Raw genomic sequence first — 18,014 nt, forward strand, 5'->3', positions numbered from 1 at the left:
TGTGCTGGCTACTTGGGACATCTGTTCGGGAAATCAGCCTGTTATGGACAATGAAATGAGCTTTCTTGCCAAGCACGTGAGATGCGTGTACAATCAACACTGCTCATTCTGTGTATGCACTCCAACCATATGCCATTTTTACAAAGAAGAGGTTCTATTTGTGTGGTGGGTATTTTCCTCGGTCAAGCGATGCCTGTCTTTCAACTTCCAAACATTTCTCGAACGCGTTCTCTGTTGGGTCAAACCATCGGCAACCTCCTTGTGCCCGGTACGCTTGCCGATCTGACCAAAGGGAAATTGGAACTGCTGGCGGAAAATGCGCTCTTACGGCAGCAACTGATCATTCTCCGTCGACAAGTCAAGCGACCGACCTACCGCAAGACGGACCGGCTTCTCCTGGTGCTTCTTGCCAGGATGGCCCGAACCTGGAAACAGGCACTCTTCCTGGTCCAGCCAGAGACGCTCTTGCGCTGGCATCGTGAACTCTTCCGTCTGTTCTGGAAGCGCAAAACGAAGGCATGCGCGAGAAAGTCAAAGCTCTCACCTGAGACGATCTGCTTGATCAAGAAAATGGCAGTGAAGAATCGACTTTGGGGGGCGGAGCGTATTCGGGGAGAACTGCTCAAGTTGGATATTCGCGTGAGCAAACGAACCATCCAGAAATATATGAGGCCCATTCGCCGGAGACGACCGAATGGGCAGAGTTGGAAAACGTTCTTGCGCAATCACGCGGCAGGCGTGTGGGCCTGTGATTTCTTACAGGTGACTGATCTCTTCTTCCGCCCACTTTTTGCTTTTTTCATCATCGAACTCCAGTCGCGCCAGGTGATCCATGTGAACGTGACGCGATCGCCGACCGATCTCTGGGTCGCGCAACAACTGCGCGAAGCGACTCCGTATGGGCAAACACCCAAGTATCTGATCAGGGATAATGATCGTAAATTCGGGCCGAATTTTGCTTGCGTGACCGCAACGAGTGGGATCAAGGTGCTTCGCACACCATACCGAACGCCGCGTGCCAATGCTGTGTGTGAACGCTTTCTGGGAAGTGTGAGGCGAGAATGCTTGGATCATTCCCTGATCTTCCATGAGAAGCAACTCCATCCGCTCCTCAATGCCTATACGGTCTACTTCAACCAGGCTCGACCCCATCAAGGACTGGGGCAACGCATTCCGGTGCCATCGGTTCGTCTGCTTCTCTTCTGAAGCCTCCAAACCGGGTGATCGCCATTCCCATGTTGGGTGGGTTACACCATGACTACCGGAGGGCCGCCTAAATAGCCAAAAGCCAGAGAAAAGAGAAGATGTACGAATGTGTTTCTGTGCAGTCTGACCCTTTGCCTCATTGAGCAAAGAGAACAAGTCCTCTTGCCTCATTGCAGAGGTCTGGCGTGCTAACGATGGAGTGTATCCACTTGAGATAAACCCTTTCCGTGCTTTTTCTGCCTTTCGTTTCTTGGCATGGGTCAGAGATTTTGGAACGGATATGCTAAATAGCCAGCACAGTTGGATTCATAGTCAGTTTACCGGACCAGGACACAGCAACGCTATTCTTCACCACAGGCACGAGTGGGGTCGACTGTCAACGTTACCAGGGGAGCAGGTCCGGGCTAATGGAGACCCCGCGAGCAGCAAGGCAATGTCCCAGTGATCCAGTAATGAAATAGGCTTGCTTAGTTGCAAGCCTAGAGTTTATTCTTTCAAACGATAAAAAGCCCCTCATAATCTGATAGTCTATATATGTATTTATGGTCATTATCACCCTTTACAGAGTAAATTCTAAAGGTAACATCACCACCACGAACGACCCCCAAAAAGTCCCCTTTATCCGCGCTGGTGTAGTTGTTCGCATAATTTGCTACATAGATTTTATTGCCTATGGTTATGCGTTCATACTCTGGTCCGCTAACGGTCCAATTACGTCCGCGCCTATCGTTTGCTTATAAACGTAAAAGAGCAAAAGGACAATTATGCATAATATAGCAGCCCTAAGACTATCGGCTTGCCTATTCTTTTTCATATCGGACGCCTCTTTGTTTTTTGATTTATGCCACCAAAATCATCAATATATTAGCACATATATGTGATTTTAGTGTCATTAATACCATAACTTCGCCGAAAGGGGCGTTAATGCGTCACAGATCAAACAGGCGAATATATGGAACTCCATCAACTTTGATGAGAAAAGTTGATGGAGTTCCACTTCATGCTTCCATGGAGACAGAACCATGCGCGCGAGCACACCTACATCTTAATGCAGATCAGTTTATGTATTCTGGCGGCCTTGTTTGATCAGACGGAGAGCAGAAACAAGAAATTGCCAGCTTCCCATTAGGGCGTAACCAGCCAGGCTGCTCAGGCCAGCTGTGGGCTGTCCAGCAGAGGCAATGAAGAAGCTTCCGGCAAGCACAGAGACGGCTCCGCCGAAGACGAGGACCGCTTGACCACGAAGTTCTTTCCACCGTCGTATGGCCGTTACGAATTCTATTCCACCCGTGAGAATAGCCCAGATACCGAATACGCGTAAGATAGCTGGAACGCCCATCGAGATCACAACGAGCACGGCGAGAACAGTAAGGAAGCTAATGGCTCCATTTGTTGTTTGAGCCAGAGTGTTCTTTGAGGCACGATGAACGTAAGCATCATAGAAGGATGAACCAGCGTCAAAGGCTGGATAAAGGATGAGTAGGAAGGGGACAAGTGCAGGCATTTTGATCAGGGAGAAAACGCCAAGCGCCCAGACCAGTGCAAAAGCGGCTCGCACAAAGTACAGATTACGCATAAGAAGTGCCGTGTTTGCACTCGTGTGAGCTCCCAATGATTTGAATATCGACATGTTTTCCTCTTTTCAGTAATGCTCTCAGATATATACTTTCTAGTAAGTAGGTTTATATCCCAAAAAAAGAGATGTCCTCTGCGCTTACAAATCTGCACACACCTGGAGCGCAATCGTGCGAAAGTGCTCGGGATCTTGATAGGCGCGCGCGGCAATCATGGCTCCCTGGATGGCAGCGAGAACACTTTGAGCCTTGATCGTGGAATCACCACCAAAGCTGAAGATGCCCTGTGCTCGACCGCTTGCCAACAGCGTCGCAAACCAGGCTGTGTGCTCGCGGAAATAGCCCTCAATCTCGTCACGGACGCATTCAGGCAGGGTCGGAAGCTCAGTGGCCAGGAGGGTGCAGAGACAAAAGAAGTTGGCTTCCTTCATTTGCCTGTAGAATTGCTCTGTGTAGAGAGTGAGCTTCTCTCTGGGATCAGACAAGATCTGGTCAATCTGGTTGAGTCCCTGCTGCGCCAGGGTTCGATAATAGGCGACAACCGAACGCCCCAGGTCGCTTTTAGTAGGAAAATGATAATGGATACCGGCCTTCCTGATTCCCATCCGCTCGCTAATGTCGGCATAGCTGAAGGCGTTGTATCCTCGCTCTATCATGAGGCCGAGCGCGACCTCAATAATCTGTTGTGCTGTATTCGCTTGTGTCCTCATGCTTTTAATTTTACTTACTAGTAAGTAAAATGTCAAGGGAGCAACCAACGGAATCTCCCCCTCAATCCGGGCATGTGTGTGGCTGCATGCTCCGCTCTCCCGGCAAACAAGTTGCCGACAGCCTGGTCTCCAATGACAGTGGGTGCCAGCGCGGTCAGCTGATCATCGGTAAACTGCTGCAGGAGGTCCAATGTTTCGTGCCGCACCGCTAGGTAATCCGCTGCCAGCATCTCCATACTGTCGTCATGGTGCTCGTTCACGTAGGTTTGATTGGCGCTGGCGAGGGCCATTTCCAGCCGCTCCTGCGGGGTCAGCGCGCTCAGATTGCCCAGGATGTCGGGCATTTCCATTCCCTCCGGGTATCGAAGGCATAATAGAGAGTCTCGAGTATCGCCAGCGAGTCACTGCGTTGCTCCCTACGCACAACGATGGGACCGCACAAGTTCTCTTCTCTTGCAAGTTGCATTCGTCCTTAGGGGGAGGCCAAGAGAAAGACGCTCATATCAACGCACCATGTCGTCCAGCAATGATTCGCTGATCTATGGTGGTACCGTTTGTCTAGACACCAATTTATCGTTACTTTTGGTCTTTCCATTATGTGTTCTCTATGTAAAATAGATGCTTAAGTGAGCAAATGACTGTATTCTGTACAATAATAAACTTGATTAGTTTGGTATGGAATGAGCAGAAAAAGCTACACAGTGGTTTGCTTAGCACTTGAGTATATGCTTCCTGCTTCCACGTCTCTTTACTATGAAAACGTTATCTTCTTCTCAACGAGAAGAGGAGAGCATAGTAGGCACTACCATAGAAAAACGCACACCCGTGTGCATGGGGGTACATAATGAAAGCAGTTGTCTACAACGAACCGCGTAGCGTGAGTATTCAAGATGTGCCAGATCCAAAAATCGAGCGCCCGACCGATGCGTTGGTAAAAGTTACCACGACCAACATTTGTGGTTCCGATTTGCACATGTACGAAGGTCGCACTGACTTCGAAAAGGGCCGAGTCTTCGGCCATGAGAATCTTGGCGAAGTTGTTGAGATTGGAAATGCTGTTGACAGGATCAAGGTTGGCGACATGGTCTGCCTCCCCTTTAACGTGAGTTGCGGCTTCTGTCGCAATTGTGAGAAGGGCTTGACTGCTTTCTGCCTCACGACCAATCCAGATCCAAAGATGGCTGGTGCAGCCTATGGTTTTGCTGATATGGGACCATACCAGGGTGGGCAGGCACAATACCTCCGCGTCCCGTATGCCGATTTTAACTGCCTACGGTTGCCAGAGGACGCCCGTGAGAAGCAGGACGATTACGTCATGGTTGCTGACATCTTTCCGACTGGTTGGCATGCAACACAGCTAGCCTGTGTGCAACCGGGCGATACCGTCGTCATCTATGGGTCAGGCCCGGTGGGATTAATGGCAGCCTACTCTGCGACGCTCAAGGAGGCGAGCAAGGTCATGGTTGTCGATTTCCACCCGGACCGACTCAAGCTTGCCGAGTCCATTGGAGCCATCCCAATTGATTTTTCAAAGGAAGATCCCGTCGAGCGTGTCCTGCAACTTACGAATGGGAGGGGTGCAGATCGAGGTTGTGAGTGCGTGGGTTATCAGGCACATGATCCTCAGGGTCGTGAGCATCCCAACATGACCATGAATAATCTGGTGCGTTCAGTAAAGTTCACCGGAGGGATTGGGGTCGTTGGCGTCTATGTTCCTAACGATCCAGCTCCACAAGATCCCCTCTACAAGCAAGGCGAGATTGCCTTCGATTGGGGTCTCCTGTGGTTTAAGGGACAGAGTATCGGGACAGGACAGTGCAATGTGAAAGACTACAATCGTCACCTGCGCGACCTCATTCACCTGGGGAAGGCAAAGCCATCGTTTATCGTCTCGCACAGGTTACCCTTAGAGCAAGCCCCCGACGCATACAAACACTTTGATGCGCGCGATAATGGTTGGATCAAGGTTGTGCTCAAACCCGCAGCTTAACCTACAAATATAGGTCCGCATGTGCCACTATCAAAGGAGGCAAGATGAAGAGGGCAAAAGAGAATGTCCATCCGGTGGAGCGGAGAATTTCTGCTGCACTTGGCGGAGCACTCCTGCTGAAAAGTCTTACTCGGCGCTCGCTCACACAGGCAACATTAGCCACTGCCCTGCTCTATCGAGGTCTAACCGGGCATAGTTTCCTCTACCAGCTGCTTGACATAAGTTCAGCGCCTGGTGGTAGGCAGCGTGAAGCAGGTGCTCCCGAGATAAAGAGGGCTATAACTATTGAGAAGCCCGCATATGAACTCTATCATTTATGGCGCGATCCCCAGAATCTCTCGCGGATTCTAGGAGACTTCGCCGAGGTCTCGCAGGGAGGCGACAATCGTATGCACTGGCGTGTGCAGAGTCCGTTCATGCGAACTCTGGAATGGGACACAGAGATCGTAGAGGAACGCCCTGGAGAGATCATACGCTGGCAATAGCTTCCTGGAGCACAACTGCCCAATGAAGGCTCAGTGAGCTTTCGTCGGGCACCCGAGGACTGGGGAACGGAAGTGGCCCTCTCCGTCCGCCTCAACCCGCCGGGCGGCAAGTTGGGCAAGGTTGCGGCAAAGCGCCTACACACCGTGCCGTTCTTGTTCGCGGAGAAGATACTCCGACGTTTCAAAAGTCTAGCCGACACGGGTGAGATCCCGACGCTCAAGCGCAACCCATCCGCCCGTGTGGCCGCCTAGCCCTAGTAAAAGAAGGACATACAGATGCGAGCACTTTGTTGGAACGGGGTCAACGATCTCCGCGTGGAGACCGTACCCGATCCCGAGATCGTAAATCCACATGACTCCATCTTGCGGGTAACGATGTCCACGACCTGTGGCTCGGACCTGCACTTCATCGATGGATACATCCCGACGATGCGCGCGGGAGACGTGATCGGACATGAGTTTATAGGTGAAGTCGTAGAGGTCGGACCTCAGGTGAAGAAGGTGCAAAAGGGCGACCGCGTGGTCGTCCCATCATTCATTGTCTGCAGGACCTGTTGGTACTGCCATCATGGACTCTATTCACTCTGCGATAACACGAATCCAAATCCAGAGCTCCAGGAGCCCATATTCAGCTATCCGACCGCCGGCATCTATGGCTACACGCACGCCTTCGGTGGCTACGCGGGCTCACATGCCCAGTACATACGGGTGCCCCACGCCGACAACGACTGACCCGAGGGCTTACGTGATGAGCAGGTCCTCTTCCTCTCAGATGCAGCGCTGACTGGCTACATGGGTGCCGACTTCTGCGATATGAAACGAGGGGACACCGTCGCCGTCTGGGGCGGCGTGGGACTTATGGCGATGCAGAGTGCCTTCCACATGGGAGCCGGGCGGATCATCGGCATCGACCGCTTTCCAGAGCGACTGCGGATGGCGAGGGAGAAGGTGGGAGCCGAGACAATCGACTATACCGAGGTCGATGGTGTCGTCGAAACATTGAAGGTGATGACTGGTGGACGTGGCCCTGATACCTGCATCGACGCGGTAGGGATGGAGGCGCACGGGACCGGCATCGATTACACCTACGACCGCGCGAAGCAGGCCCTCCATCTCCAAACGGACCGTGGCGAGGCGCTGCGCCAGGCGATCCTGGCCTGCCGCAAGGGCGGGACGCTGTCGATCCTGGGCGTCTATGGGATTATGGACAAGTTCCCTATCGGCGCTATCATGAACAAGGGGCTGACGGTGCGTACGGCTCAGCAACACGGGCAGAAATACGTGCCACGTCTGCTGGAGCACGTGACGCGCGGCGAACTCGACCCCTCGTTCCTCGCGACGCACCGGTTCTCGCTCGAAGATTCGCCCCTGGGGTACGACATGTTCAAGCATAAGAAGGATGGGTGCATACGGGCCGTCTTCACGCCTTAACGAAACACGGACGGAACTCCCCAGCAGCCTATCCAGGGAGAGAAAGAGAAGGAGATTTTCCATGCCTGTATCTGCCATGTGCACACTCCAACGCCCCTCTGGCGAGCCGATTCCCGTCCTTGGACAGGGCACGTGGCACCTGGCCGAAGGTCTGCATCCTCGAGCGGTTGAAATAGCGGCATTGCGCCTCGGGATCGATCTTGGCATGACCCTGATTGATACCGCCAAGATGTACACTGATAGCGCCGCTGAAGAACTCGTGGGCGAGGCGCTTGCGGGACGAGGCGACGAGGTGTTCTTGGTGAGCAAGGTCTTGCCTCAGAACGCGACCCGGCGCGGAACGATCGCCGCCTGTGAGAGCAGCCTGCGCGCCTGGAGACCGAGCTGTCACAGCACATGAGTGCCCCAGAGCCGATGGCAAACCCGAAGCCCGGGAGGGAATCCTGAGAGAAGGGGTATCAGAACGAAAAAACATGACAGTAGTGACATTTCATGCATAGCATCTGTTAGAGGGATTTTTGTTTTCTTATTCTGTCTCATATGAAAAGGAGTAGTATTTCAATGAAAGATGAATCAGAGAGAAACAGTATGGATGGGAGCAAAAATTACTTGATAGATATGGATGGAGTGATTGTACTGGGAACCACACTTCTCCCTGGTGCAAAAAATTTTATCCAGCAGCTCCAGGCTCAGAAGATCCCGTACTTGATTCTGACAAATAACTCGCGGTACACTCCGCGCGATCTGCAAGTGCGATTGTCTTTTATGGGGCTGGATGTGCCGCACGAAGCAATCTTTACTTCCGCCCTGGCGACCGCCCAGTTTCTGCATATGCAGCGACCCGGTGGGCGGGCATACGTCATTGGCGAGGCTGGGTTAACGACGGCATTACATGACACCGGCTACGTTCTGATTGATCAGGAACCTGAGTATGTGGTACTGGGTGAGACGAATACTTATAGCTTCGAGCGCATTACGCGAGCAATTCGTTTCGTCAATGCGGGTGCCCGTTTCATTGCCACCAACCCCGACGTAGCGAGTCCTGGAGAAGGGGGAATTGTTCCTGGAACCGGCGCCGTGGCAGCGCTGATCACTGCCGCGACAGGTGTCAAGCCTTACTCTATTGGCAAACCGAATCCGCTGATGATGCGCACTGCTCTGCACTCCCTTCATGTGCATTCTGGGGATTCTGTAATGATTGGTGATCGCATGGATACCGACATTATCGCTGGAATTGAGAGCGGCATGCGAACCATTCTGGTACTCACAGGCGTTACCACGCGAGAACAGGCAGAGCGCTTTCCCTATCGTCCCACATGGGTACGAGAGGCTCTTGCGGATGTGGAGGTGTAAACGGAGACGGAAGCGGAGTTCAATCTGGAACTGTTCGCCGAAAAATGGGATCGGCTTTACCCAACCATTAGTGCCTCTTGGAAAGCCCATTGGAGTGTGTCATTTCACTGTTTGCCTTTCCTGAGGATATCCGCAAGGTCATCTACACCACCAATACCATTGAGTCCTTAAACATGACCTTACGTAAGATGACACGCAACCGGCGCATTTTCCCTTCCGACGAGCCTGTCTTCGAGATGATGTACTTGGCAGTGCGAGCCGTCTCCAAGAAATGGACTATGCCCATTCGTGAATGGAAGGAAGCGTGCGCTCAATCGGTTTGCTATCGATTTGCGGAGCGCTTTCTGCAATGAAAACTCAACTTCCACAAAATACTTGACAGACCTACAACCGACGTGCCGAAAATAATGGGAAGCACCTGATCGCGTTTCAGCATTTCCTCTTGGAGCAGCACCTGCTCCAACTGCTCCAAGGGCATCCGATGCTCGGTAAGTATCGTGTACGCTTGCCGGTGCGCCAGTTCAAGAAGTCCCTCCACCTCTGCGTCCATTCGCTCTGCTGCCGCCTCTGAATACATCCGACTCTGTCCTTCCAATGCCCGCTGGTCAAGGAAAGCATTCTCCCCATCTAAATCATAGGCTACCAGACCGGTCATCTCACCCATACCCCATTCAATCACCATACGCCGAGCCAGACGTGTTGCCTCTTTAAGGTCATTTTCCGCTCCCGAGGCGATCTCACCGAGAGCCACCTCTTCTCCCGTACGACCCTCTATCGACCCGCATCTTGCCCCGACACGCTGCCATCAGCGCGGCCTCGTTCACCAGGTTGGCCAAATCGGCCCCCGAAAAGCTCGACGTTCTACGAGCCAGTTCTTCCAGGTTTACATCTGCCGTAAGAGGAACGTGACGTGTGTGGATGCGGAGAATCGCTTCTCTGCCGCGCCGCTCTGGCCGATCGACTACCACCTGACGATCGAAACGACCAGGGCGCAGAACAAGTCCGAACGGATGTCCATATTCTCGACGTGATCCGACTCGCCTACGGAATCGCCCTGGTAAATGAACGCGCGTCCGATTCTGATGGGGCCAACCGCATGCTCGATCTCGTTCGTCATCGCTGGAATCAAAACAAAGCCGAGTCGGGACTGAAAGATGTTATGTCACCTCTCGGCGAGGAGCCAATCCTCTTGACGACGGTGTGCGCTTGTTGAGTATGCACATCGGCTTCGCTGGAAAGTCGAAAGGCAATCTTGGGGGAGGGCCAACCTTGGAACGTTCTCTCAACGGGCATGGATGCCCAGTACCAGCGAAGCTGACATAGATCGCAAAGGAGATGGGAAACGTCAAACACCTATTGTAAACACAAGATGTCCCCTGCGCTGCCCTCACCCACTTCCCGAAATAGTGCGAACCATTCGTCTCTGGGGCTACTTCTCTCAATTCTCCAGAGTTAATTTCCCTGTTTCGCGCTGATTTCGTCCGTTTCGCCTCAAAAAGTGTGCTGATGCGCACCCAATTTACTATTTGGATACATTACTCCACCTTGGCAATCCTTGTGAAAGGATTGCTGATATTATTTTAGTTTAAACGTCAAAGAAAAGGAAAGACGAGTTTATTTCTCTCGCAAGTCATGAGCTGAAAACACCATTAACTGCCCTCAAAATGCTTCTCCATCTGCTTAGGAAGAAGTTGAAACAAAAAGAGTACAAGGAAGTAACACCCATACTCTCTCGTATGGAGGCACAAGTCACGACCTTAACGCAATTGATCAATGATCTGCTGGATGTCTCCAAAATTCAGATGGAGAGATTCGACTACACTGACGAACAGCTTGATATTGATGCTGTGATACGTGAGGTGGTAGAAACACTCTAGCAAACAACCACTACACATACATTGCGCCTGTATGGAACAACTCATCAGTACATCGTGGCGGATAAACGCCGGATCGCGCAAGTCTTCACCAACCTCATCAGGAATGCGATCAAATATTCGTCACAAGCAAACGCCGTTGATGTCTGGGTACATGCAACATGCGTCACACGATATCGTTGTAATCAAGATACAGGATTATGGTGTTGGCATCCCCAAGGAGTTTCAAAGTACGGTCGTTGAACGCTTCAATCGGGGGAGCGATGGTGCGAGTGAGAAAATCTTTCCTGGTCTGGGTATGGGAGAATCCACATTGCAAAAAAAATCGTCAAGCATTATGGTAGGACAATCACGGTGGAAAGTGCGGAAGGAAAAAAACATCGTTTACGGTCTCTCACCCTCTACAACACAAACGGACGCTACAGAATATTTAGATCTGCTTCCCTCACATGACTATACTAGCATTGAAAGGGGAAGCATGCATGAGTACTGTCCAATTTGTTCGAGATTTGTTTGGCGATCAGGAGATCTTCGCAATCAAAGAGTGGGTTGGTCCCAATGGCGAGATGGGGGTCTACTGCTCCCAAGCGATGGGCCATTTGTATCTGTTGATCTTCATCCAAGCGCAACATCTGCACTATACTCATCAGTACCTTGATACTGAACGCTCTCTGGCTCTGCGTGATGCCGAAATCATTGCCGTTTTTGCAGGCGCACAGGAAATCGTCGCCTAACACGCCCTCACACAACGAGATCGCTTACACGAAACGCCGAGCGAACTCATCATGACTTCCCTGCACGCCTTCTAATCATCGATCCCCCAAGCGCAGGATTCCCGCAGAAGATACAGCTTTTGCTCTTCAGCCGTAATCTCGTTATAGAGCGCGTGCTCCTCACGCGTAAGGTAATCCACACGATGCAGCACCCGAAAAAATACTTGCACGCTCTGGAAATCGCTCACGCGGTCCTGGTAATACAAAATTTCGTCATCCAGTGCATCAATACGCTCCGCTAATTGATCAATGTGGCGCAGGAGCTGTGCCTATTCTGGGGTATGAGGGCATAAATTACAATACTGCATTTGCCTCCTCCTATGTGAACACTCATTTTCAATGTGCCTGCTCCTCTCAGCTATTCGTTCTCTACGCTCGACCACTCTGCGCTCAGAGAAACATGTTTGCCTACTTAAAAGCTGGCAATACATTCTGTGCGATACGTTCAAGATTTTCCACGACGGTCTGGTGGGGAACTCCTGGCGGGTGAAACCAGAAGCATAGTTCGCTAAAGGGAACCTGAGCCTGGAGGTTCTGTAAGCGTTTGACCACATTGTCTGGCGTATCCACTAGAAAATGCTCGCGCTTAAACGATTTGGGATCAGGCTCCGGCGGCATAGGCTTTCCCACATCTTTCCCCATCTTAGCATAGACATATTGCCGATAAGCCAGAGAGGGAGCAAGCAACGTCACCCAATCGCACTCAGGGTCATCGCTGACCCATAGATGGGTACTCAAAACGATGGGAAAAGACGTGGAATCACGACCATACTTCTTCAAGTGAGACTGCAACACGTGCCACTGATTCACCACCTCTTGTTCAGGAGCATCGGAGAGGAAACCCGATGCCAGGAATCCGTCAGCAAGGCGTGCCACACGGTCAAGCGCAACTTCCGTATTGGCACCCATGTAAATCGGTAAACGCGCCCCCTGTGCTGGCTGGGGTGTCATCGGAAGGGGAGCCCCATTATACCCATCAGGGACGCGCTCCCCTCGGAAGGCTGCCCGAAGATAAGGAATCGCTTCTTCCATGCGTTTCTTGCGCTGGCTGCGCGGCACACCAAAGGCGGCGAACTCGTGAGGTACATATCCCAGCCCCACTCCCAGCGTGAAACGCCCTTTGCTAAGTACATCCAGCACAGCCACCTCCTCAGCCAGAAGGCGAACGGGCCAGAGTGGTAGAAGCAGTAAATTTGTACCAAGATGAAGATGTTCAGCACGAGCAGCTATATGAGCCAAAAATGTAAGAGGAGCTGGAAGATAGCCGTCATCAAAGCCATGATGCTCCGAGGCCCATACGCCATGAAAACCAAGCTGGTCGGCATGGCAAAATTCACCCATAAGCTCTTCATAAGTTGTAGTTGTTACCGGTTGACCCGCCGTCGTTCGGCCATCACTCCACAGAGAGAAGCGCAGCCTCCTATGCGTTTCATTCGCTTTCTTTTCCAATTTTCTCTCCTCATAGTGAAGAATTATACTAAGAAAAATACTAGCACCTGATTCAACTACAACCTTTCGTTCACGTCTGATGCTGGCGTTGAAGTTCTTTACTTGGAATAGCTCACCAATTCATTGCAAGAATGTGATCAAAGCCCTATATGATGTGCGCTGTGTAGCCTGATTCGTGCTTCTATCGGAAGAACTACTCAGAGCCATAGTAACAGACGGCTTTTCTTGGCTGGGGGTAATTGCATTCTGCAATTCACCAGGCTGCTCCGTTTGTACAGCGGTTCCGGCTCTCCGTTTGGACTCTGATGTTGTATGTCTATCTTGCAGCATGGCACCCCCATTTTCGCCTCTCCCTCACGGCTACTACTGATCTAGATGAGTTACTTAGGGAAAGAGTCTCCCTCGATTTGGGTACTAAAGAAGAGGGATGTTATACATAACCTCTCTCTTAATGCCTGAGCTTGATGCATATAGCTCCGTCAATCGCCCCTCCTTGATGCTCTGCTTCCGAAACGATCCTTCAAAGAAAACCATATCATATGAGTACATAATTTTCTATAAATCATCGACATTGATGTAACAAATAATTATATGAATATGCTATGTCGCAAACCTATAATAACGCATACAAAGCTTGTAATATCGCGGCTTTTCTAATCTATTCAACTTAGCTGGTTCGCAGGATGGTAATATTCTAGGATTTGCAACTAATAGTTGAAATTATCAAATTTATTTTTAGAAATTTCGTCATTATGAGAGCTTCTTTTATAGATGATTAGTCGGCTTTCTCTTGAGTGGTCTCGACAATTGGTAGGGCAAACCAGAATGTTGTGCCATGACCAGAGTCACTTTGCATGCCAACGTGCCCATGATGATGCTCAATAAAGGCCTTGCAAATGTAGAGTTCTAGGCCTAAGCCAAGATCTAATTCATGTTGTACCGCAACCCCCTGCGTGCGATAAAATCGATCCCATACGTGCTCTTGCTCCTGTAGCGAAATGCCAGCCCCTTGACTATGTACTGAAATACGCGCCAATGTGCCCTCTCTCGCGACTTGAGTACGCACGGGGAAATCTCTTGGTGAATAGGTAAGGGCATTCTTCAGGTAAATGATAAGCACCCGGCGAATACTTTTCTCGTCAACGATAACGGGGATGACTTCGCTGGAAGGCGTAATTTCTAGAAGAATCTTATGATCTAGTATCCGCTCCTGCTGCTCTCGCACAGTTTCTTGAACAATCTGAGTTAGATTGCATAATTTCATGTGCAACATAAGCGTATTGGTCTGAATACGAGCATCATCTATCATGTTTTGGATCATCCCCTCTTGCAAATGTGCACTTTGCGCAGCTTGCTCTAAGGGCTGGCGAAGGTACTCAAATCTCTGCGCGAGTATCTCTGGATGATCCCTAGCTTGACGTTGTAAAACATCTAAACGATGCAGAGCTAACTGGAGATTGCCGATAATGGCGGTTAGAGGGGTTCTTAATTCGTGGCTGGCAAGATACAGAAATTCATTAATGATTTTATCTGCTTCCTGGCGCATGAGTGCTTTGCCACGCGTTCCATTCAGTTGATTCAACGCACTGACACACCCAATCACAAATACTATCAAAGTTGCAACAGATTTCGCTAACGTGATCTCTTCAGGAGTATAGGCGTTGTCAGAATCGCTTCTGGCTATAAGCATTATTCCCGCTAATTGTTTGTCAACAAAAAGGGGGACATGCAGTGTCAACAAACCATTCCTATCAGAGCGCTCATAAAATGGGAGATGGATACGCGAGTATGGCAAAATGACAATCTCACCTGAATATAGTTTGGCTCTAATCTGCTCGTCATAGAAGTCAGCAAGAGAGTAACGCCCACTGTTCTCGCGCCGAATCTGTTCCTGCTCCGGCTCGAGTCCGCTCACAGCAACGTAATAGAGGTGATTCTCAGGCGGCCTGAGAGAGAGAAGCATAACCAACTTACAGCGTAGTATCTGAAGCACCAGGTTAGTCAATTGCTGCCCAATGTAATGCATACTTGGAGGAAGCAGGAACGGCCCTTGCTCCTCACGTGGGAGAAGATCAACAATGGTAGGAAGACAGGTGATTGCAGTGAGCAAAGAAAGCAACGCCTGCAGGGATTGATTGCTTTTTTGATATTGTAGTTCTTTTTGGCGAAGCTCTGTCACATCGTGAAAGACGTGGATCATTCCTCTCTTTTGCTTCCTCTGATCGAAAATAGGCACAGAACGAACTTGCACATATGCCTTCCGCCCTGAAGGAGTTTTGATAGATATAGTGTGCACGTCACCAGCATCAGAGGTTTGATCTTGTACCAATGTAGTTGGGCGTTGATCTCCATTGTGAATGACATAATGGGAGAGAAAGTGGTTATAGTCTGCTCCGAGATAGGATGTTTCTCCAGAAATTTCAAACATTGCCAGCGCTGCAGGATTGATTAGCACAATCACATTATCAGGGTCACAAATAATAATGCCATCTGCGATTGATGTGACGGCGGCCTTGAATAAACTCATTGGCGCAACAATCTTGGATCGTTTCTGCTTTGACATAGCACAGCAATCGTTATGCTGGTAACCCTTGTCCACTTGAAGTTCCATTCTGCTTTCGCTCATTCATCGTGGCCATCTTTTATGAAATGAATGAGCATCTTTTTATACTGCTGTGTTGATAGACAATACATTGTACAGTTTATGGAGAAGAAGCCAAGAGCTTTCTTCTTCCAGTGTGAACTTCCTACAAAAACGGGGCAATCGTTATTAACAACTGTATTTTGCTGCTGTCAATCCCAGTGTTTTTTCTTTTGCATAGGCTGGTGATAGAAAGGAGTTGAGACAGATGAACTACGCGTTGATCAACTTACAAAAAATACGAGCTATCGTTAATGCTCTAGCACAATACGCGGATACAGTTGATTCGCTAGAAACAAATATCAAATTGATGGCTCAAGGGCCTCCTTCCGAAGACATGTTCGCATCCGCTGAACATGACCTAGAAGGCATGGAAGTGACATTTCGCGAGGCTGAAAAGCTCGCTAGAACCATTCGGGAAGAAATCGACGAACAACATTGGAGGGTAAAAAAGATCAAAGAGAAAAAGGAAAAAGATAGGAATAAGAACCAGGTTTAAGCCCAGTTCTTATTCCTACCCACATTTACCACTACACAATCCATAACACTCTCCCCTATTGCAATTAATGCACTTTTACGTCTATACAACGGCATTGATCGCCGTCAGGAGAGTTTGAAGATCATAAACACCTTCGTAACGTAAACCATTAAAGAAGAAGGTGGGTGTATACCGTTTACACCACTTTGCGCTCTGCTTAGGAGATCCTTAATCACGTGATCTGCATACTTGTGCTCAGTCAGTTCCCTTACGAACCTATCCTTATCGAGGTCAAGTGAGGTTGCGTAGAAGACTAAATGCGTATTATCGAGGGCCCGCTGATGCTCGAAGAGGATATCATGCATTGCCCAGAACTTACCCTGGGCGCCAGCGGCTTCCGCCGCTTCCGCAGCCCGCTCGGCATGGGGATGGATCTGGATGAGTGGGAAATGACGAAAGGCGAAACGTAGCTGATCTCCTAATAATTGCAGAACCTCTTTAATAATGAGATGAGCCATGCCACAATATGGGCACTCATAATCTCCGTATTCTACTAAAATCACAGGGGCTCTCTCTGGTCCCAACACGTGATCTTGCTTACTGGTGGAGTAAGCGTTGTAATATAGTAGCGCTCATCGACTGGAGTATTTGCGTGCTCAAAGAAACCAGCTAGCGCATTGGCGCTTCATCTAGTGTCGTTCTCCGAAACTGACCCAAACATGGACAGGCCACATTTGGTGTTCGGTTCCTGCTTCACAGCAGAGAGCAAGCCTTTCGCTCGTCTTACCCCTGCTCCACAGGCGTCACTTCCCGCAGAACGTGCGGTACGCCGTTTTCATCAGGCCAATGCCACCAAATTCCTGGCGGCGTTAGCGTCTCGATCTAGGATACTTCCACACTCCAGGCAGGCAAAGACCCGATCCGAAAGGGTGAGCGCCTCATTGACCCAGCCACAACACGAACAGGTTTTTGAAGAGGGTTCCCAACGGGAAGCCAGGACCACCTTCACCCCCGCTTGCTCTGCTTTGTAGAGGATCTGCCGCTTGAACTCATACATCCCCACATCGGCGATGGCTCGGGCTAACCTGCGGTTCTTGAGCATACCTGCAATATGCAAATCCTCGAGGACGATCACACGAGGCCGCTCTTGATCGGGCGCGGGTTCTCGCCACGATCTGTGCGGTCGCTTGGTGCAAGGCGTTTTGGCGAACATGGGCGATACGGGCGTGCATCCGAGCAAGTCGCATGCGTGCTTTCTGGCGATTGGCACTCCCTTTGGGCTTGCGGCTGTGGCGTCGCGAGGCTCGCTTGAGGGCGGTGATCTTCTTGCGCAATGCCTTGGGATTCTTGAAGGTCCGTCCATCAGAAAGCGTTGCCAGCATTTTTATCCCCAGGTCAACGCCAATGGCCTCGCCTGTGGCTGGTCGTGGGCCTTCTTCTTCCTCTCCCAGAGGTGGCAAATTATCTGCATGGGACGCATGGTGCACACAGATCGACACAGACCATCTGCCAGCTTTTTCGCTGATGGTCGCACTGCTGATCTTGACAGTGGTGGGCAAATAGCCATGCTCTTTGAGCCGAAGGACTCCCAGGCGAGGGACCTGGATAGCATCATGAAAGACCCGAATGGTGCCCGTGAAGCGGCATCCTCCAATGGCCTTCTTCCGGCTTTTGCGCGCGGGGATAGCCACACGTGCCATTCCATGTGCCCTCTTTCTTGAGCCGGCACTTGCGAAAAAAGTGCTTGAAGGCCTGATCCAGATCGCGGAGAGCCTCCTGGAAGGCGCATTGGCTGACCTCATACGCCCAAGGAATCTCACTGTGCTTCAAGGCATTGATCTCGCGATGCAGATCAATGGCGCTTGGGGTGGGCTGACCTGCCTTGTAGCAGGCTTGCTTACGTCGCAAGCCATAGTTGTACGCCCAACGAGCGGCTCCGGCATGTTTGCGGCACAGCGTCTGTTGGGTGTTGTTGAGGTCCAGTTCGACCCGATAGCCACGTGTCATGGGTGTTTCGCCCCTCTGCATCAAAAGTATAACAAATAGACCA

Annotated in this window: 19 protein-coding genes and 4 pseudogenes; 11 read left to right on the top strand and 12 right to left on the bottom strand. The window is 50.7% G+C overall.

Annotated elements, in window-relative coordinates:
- Window positions 1-162: 162 nt before the first annotated feature.
- Window positions 163-1,206: an integrase core domain-containing protein gene (locus K3T82_RS31510; protein WP_236031674.1), complete on the top strand. Its 1,044-nt coding sequence runs from the start codon at window positions 163-165 to the stop codon at window positions 1,204-1,206.
- 1,060 nt (window positions 1,207-2,266) lie between these two features.
- Here the strand turns inward: K3T82_RS31510 and K3T82_RS31515 are convergent.
- The 3 genes from K3T82_RS31515 to K3T82_RS31525 form a co-directional block, all read right to left on the bottom strand.
- A complete protein-coding gene (locus tag K3T82_RS31515; protein ID WP_220197516.1) occupies window positions 2,267-2,836 on the bottom strand; it encodes a hypothetical protein in 570 nt (189 codons plus the stop codon).
- A gap of 84 nt (window positions 2,837-2,920) precedes the next feature.
- Window positions 2,921-3,490, bottom strand: a complete 570-nt coding sequence (locus tag K3T82_RS31520; RefSeq protein ID WP_220197517.1) for a TetR/AcrR family transcriptional regulator — start codon at window positions 3,488-3,490, stop codon at window positions 2,921-2,923.
- Between the two features lie 32 nt (window positions 3,491-3,522).
- On the bottom strand, window positions 3,523-3,780 hold the full coding sequence (locus K3T82_RS31525; protein WP_220197518.1) for a hypothetical protein: 258 nt from the start codon (window positions 3,778-3,780) through the stop codon (window positions 3,523-3,525).
- A 554-nt stretch (window positions 3,781-4,334) separates the two neighbouring features.
- Here K3T82_RS31525 and K3T82_RS31530 point away from each other — a divergent pair.
- The 6 genes and pseudogenes from K3T82_RS31530 to K3T82_RS31560 all read left to right on the top strand — a co-directional run.
- The gene (locus tag K3T82_RS31530) at window positions 4,335-5,480 is read left to right on the top strand and encodes a glutathione-independent formaldehyde dehydrogenase (RefSeq protein ID WP_220197519.1); all 1,146 of its coding nucleotides are present in this window, start codon (window positions 4,335-4,337) and stop codon (window positions 5,478-5,480) included.
- 44 nt (window positions 5,481-5,524) lie between these two features.
- The gene (locus K3T82_RS31535) at window positions 5,525-5,965 is read left to right on the top strand and encodes a YgaP-like transmembrane domain (protein WP_220197520.1); all 441 of its coding nucleotides are present in this window, start codon (window positions 5,525-5,527) and stop codon (window positions 5,963-5,965) included.
- A 276-nt stretch (window positions 5,966-6,241) separates the two neighbouring features.
- A pseudogene (locus tag K3T82_RS50235) lies at window positions 6,242-7,396 on the top strand (zinc-dependent alcohol dehydrogenase).
- A gap of 61 nt (window positions 7,397-7,457) precedes the next feature.
- Window positions 7,458-7,775, top strand: a pseudogene (locus K3T82_RS31550) (aldo/keto reductase); the annotation flags it as partial.
- Window positions 7,776-7,957: 182 nt separating this feature from the next.
- Complete coding sequence (locus tag K3T82_RS31555) at window positions 7,958-8,749, top strand: TIGR01457 family HAD-type hydrolase (protein WP_220197524.1); 792 nt, start codon at window positions 7,958-7,960, stop codon at window positions 8,747-8,749.
- A pseudogene (locus tag K3T82_RS31560) lies at window positions 8,750-9,102 on the top strand (transposase); the annotation flags it as partial. It abuts the gene before it with no gap.
- On the opposite strand, the gene K3T82_RS31565 reads toward K3T82_RS31560, so the two are convergent.
- Both K3T82_RS31565 and K3T82_RS50240 read right to left on the bottom strand, forming a co-directional pair.
- A complete protein-coding gene (locus tag K3T82_RS31565; protein ID WP_220197526.1) occupies window positions 9,072-9,500 on the bottom strand; it encodes a hypothetical protein in 429 nt (142 codons plus the stop codon). The pseudogene K3T82_RS31560 and the gene K3T82_RS31565 sit on opposite strands and share 31 nt — an antisense overlap.
- Window positions 9,501-9,513: 13 nt before the next feature.
- Window positions 9,514-9,747: pseudogene (locus tag K3T82_RS50240) on the bottom strand (ATP-dependent zinc metalloprotease FtsH); the annotation flags it as partial.
- On the opposite strand from K3T82_RS50240, the gene K3T82_RS48170 reads away from it, so the two are divergent.
- From K3T82_RS48170 to K3T82_RS31585, 3 genes are all read left to right on the top strand, one after another.
- The gene (locus tag K3T82_RS48170; RefSeq protein ID WP_236031676.1) at window positions 9,660-9,962 is read left to right on the top strand and encodes a hypothetical protein; all 303 of its coding nucleotides are present in this window, start codon (window positions 9,660-9,662) and stop codon (window positions 9,960-9,962) included. The pseudogene K3T82_RS50240 and the gene K3T82_RS48170 overlap by 88 nt on opposite strands.
- 451 nt (window positions 9,963-10,413) lie before the next feature.
- On the top strand, window positions 10,414-10,626 hold the full coding sequence (locus tag K3T82_RS31580) for a hypothetical protein (protein WP_236031677.1): 213 nt from the start codon (window positions 10,414-10,416) through the stop codon (window positions 10,624-10,626).
- Between the two features lie 479 nt (window positions 10,627-11,105).
- Window positions 11,106-11,357, top strand: coding sequence for a hypothetical protein (locus K3T82_RS31585; protein WP_220197528.1), 252 nt, complete (start codon window positions 11,106-11,108; stop codon window positions 11,355-11,357).
- Window positions 11,358-11,428: 71 nt separating this feature from the next.
- On the opposite strand, the gene K3T82_RS31590 is transcribed toward K3T82_RS31585, so the two are convergent.
- The 3 genes from K3T82_RS31590 to K3T82_RS31600 all read right to left on the bottom strand — a co-directional run bounded on the left by K3T82_RS31590 (window position 11,429) and on the right by K3T82_RS31600 (window position 15,408).
- On the bottom strand, window positions 11,429-11,602 hold the full coding sequence (locus K3T82_RS31590) for a hypothetical protein (RefSeq protein ID WP_220197529.1): 174 nt from the start codon (window positions 11,600-11,602) through the stop codon (window positions 11,429-11,431).
- Between the two features lie 202 nt (window positions 11,603-11,804).
- Complete coding sequence (locus K3T82_RS31595; protein WP_220197530.1) at window positions 11,805-12,845, bottom strand: LLM class flavin-dependent oxidoreductase; 1,041 nt, start codon at window positions 12,843-12,845, stop codon at window positions 11,805-11,807.
- Window positions 12,846-13,620: 775 nt separating this feature from the next.
- Window positions 13,621-15,408, bottom strand: coding sequence for a sensor histidine kinase (locus K3T82_RS31600; protein WP_236031678.1), 1,788 nt, complete (start codon window positions 15,406-15,408; stop codon window positions 13,621-13,623).
- Between the two features lie 286 nt (window positions 15,409-15,694).
- Here K3T82_RS31600 and K3T82_RS31605 point away from each other — a divergent pair, with 286 nt between their 5' ends.
- Window positions 15,695-15,985, top strand: coding sequence for a hypothetical protein (locus K3T82_RS31605; protein ID WP_220197532.1), 291 nt, complete (start codon window positions 15,695-15,697; stop codon window positions 15,983-15,985).
- Window positions 15,986-16,089: 104 nt separating this feature from the next.
- Here K3T82_RS31605 and K3T82_RS31610 read toward each other — a convergent pair whose 3' ends face one another.
- The 4 genes from K3T82_RS31610 to K3T82_RS31625 all read right to left on the bottom strand — a co-directional run bounded on the left by K3T82_RS31610 (window position 16,090) and on the right by K3T82_RS31625 (window position 17,971).
- Window positions 16,090-16,527 (bottom strand): DsbA family protein, encoded by a 438-nt coding sequence (locus tag K3T82_RS31610; RefSeq protein WP_220197533.1) that lies wholly within the window; start codon window positions 16,525-16,527, stop codon window positions 16,090-16,092.
- Between the two features lie 275 nt (window positions 16,528-16,802).
- Complete coding sequence (locus K3T82_RS49295) at window positions 16,803-17,066, bottom strand: RNA-guided endonuclease InsQ/TnpB family protein (RefSeq protein WP_268886698.1); 264 nt, start codon at window positions 17,064-17,066, stop codon at window positions 16,803-16,805.
- The gene (locus K3T82_RS31620) at window positions 17,014-17,664 is read right to left on the bottom strand and encodes an RNA-guided endonuclease InsQ/TnpB family protein (protein ID WP_220197535.1); all 651 of its coding nucleotides are present in this window, start codon (window positions 17,662-17,664) and stop codon (window positions 17,014-17,016) included. The genes K3T82_RS49295 and K3T82_RS31620 overlap by 53 nt, the downstream gene beginning before the upstream one ends.
- Window positions 17,576-17,971: a helix-turn-helix domain-containing protein gene (locus tag K3T82_RS31625; protein ID WP_220197536.1), complete on the bottom strand. Its 396-nt coding sequence runs from the start codon at window positions 17,969-17,971 to the stop codon at window positions 17,576-17,578. The genes K3T82_RS31620 and K3T82_RS31625 overlap by 89 nt, the downstream gene beginning before the upstream one ends.
- Window positions 17,972-18,014 lie beyond the last annotated feature (43 nt).

Origin of the sequence: Ktedonospora formicarum (assembly GCF_016587355.1) — a bacterium.
Taxonomy (GTDB): Bacteria; Chloroflexota; Ktedonobacteria; order Ktedonobacterales; family Ktedonobacteraceae; genus Ktedonobacter; species Ktedonobacter formicarum.

Coding starts and splice junctions, on each gene's coding strand:
- K3T82_RS31520 (WP_220197517.1), bottom strand. CDS start 3,490: ATGAGGACACAAGCGAATACAGCACAACAGATTATTGAGGTCGCGCTC.
- K3T82_RS31585 (WP_220197528.1), top strand. CDS start 11,106: ATGAGTACTGTCCAATTTGTTCGAGATTTGTTTGGCGATCAGGAGATC.
- K3T82_RS31580 (WP_236031677.1), top strand. CDS start 10,414: ATGCTTCTCCATCTGCTTAGGAAGAAGTTGAAACAAAAAGAGTACAAG.
- K3T82_RS31600 (WP_236031678.1), bottom strand. CDS start 15,408: ATGTCAAAGCAGAAACGATCCAAGATTGTTGCGCCAATGAGTTTATTC.
- K3T82_RS49295 (WP_268886698.1), bottom strand. CDS start 17,066: ATGCTCAAGAACCGCAGGTTAGCCCGAGCCATCGCCGATGTGGGGATG.
- K3T82_RS31555 (WP_220197524.1), top strand. CDS start 7,958: ATGAAAGATGAATCAGAGAGAAACAGTATGGATGGGAGCAAAAATTAC.
- K3T82_RS31515 (WP_220197516.1), bottom strand. CDS start 2,836: ATGTCGATATTCAAATCATTGGGAGCTCACACGAGTGCAAACACGGCA.
- K3T82_RS31605 (WP_220197532.1), top strand. CDS start 15,695: ATGAACTACGCGTTGATCAACTTACAAAAAATACGAGCTATCGTTAAT.
- K3T82_RS31525 (WP_220197518.1), bottom strand. CDS start 3,780: ATGGCCCTCGCCAGCGCCAATCAAACCTACGTGAACGAGCACCATGAC.
- K3T82_RS31535 (WP_220197520.1), top strand. CDS start 5,525: ATGAAGAGGGCAAAAGAGAATGTCCATCCGGTGGAGCGGAGAATTTCT.
- K3T82_RS31625 (WP_220197536.1), bottom strand. CDS start 17,971: ATGACACGTGGCTATCGGGTCGAACTGGACCTCAACAACACCCAACAG.
- K3T82_RS31620 (WP_220197535.1), bottom strand. CDS start 17,664: ATGGCACGTGTGGCTATCCCCGCGCGCAAAAGCCGGAAGAAGGCCATT.
- K3T82_RS31530 (WP_220197519.1), top strand. CDS start 4,335: ATGAAAGCAGTTGTCTACAACGAACCGCGTAGCGTGAGTATTCAAGAT.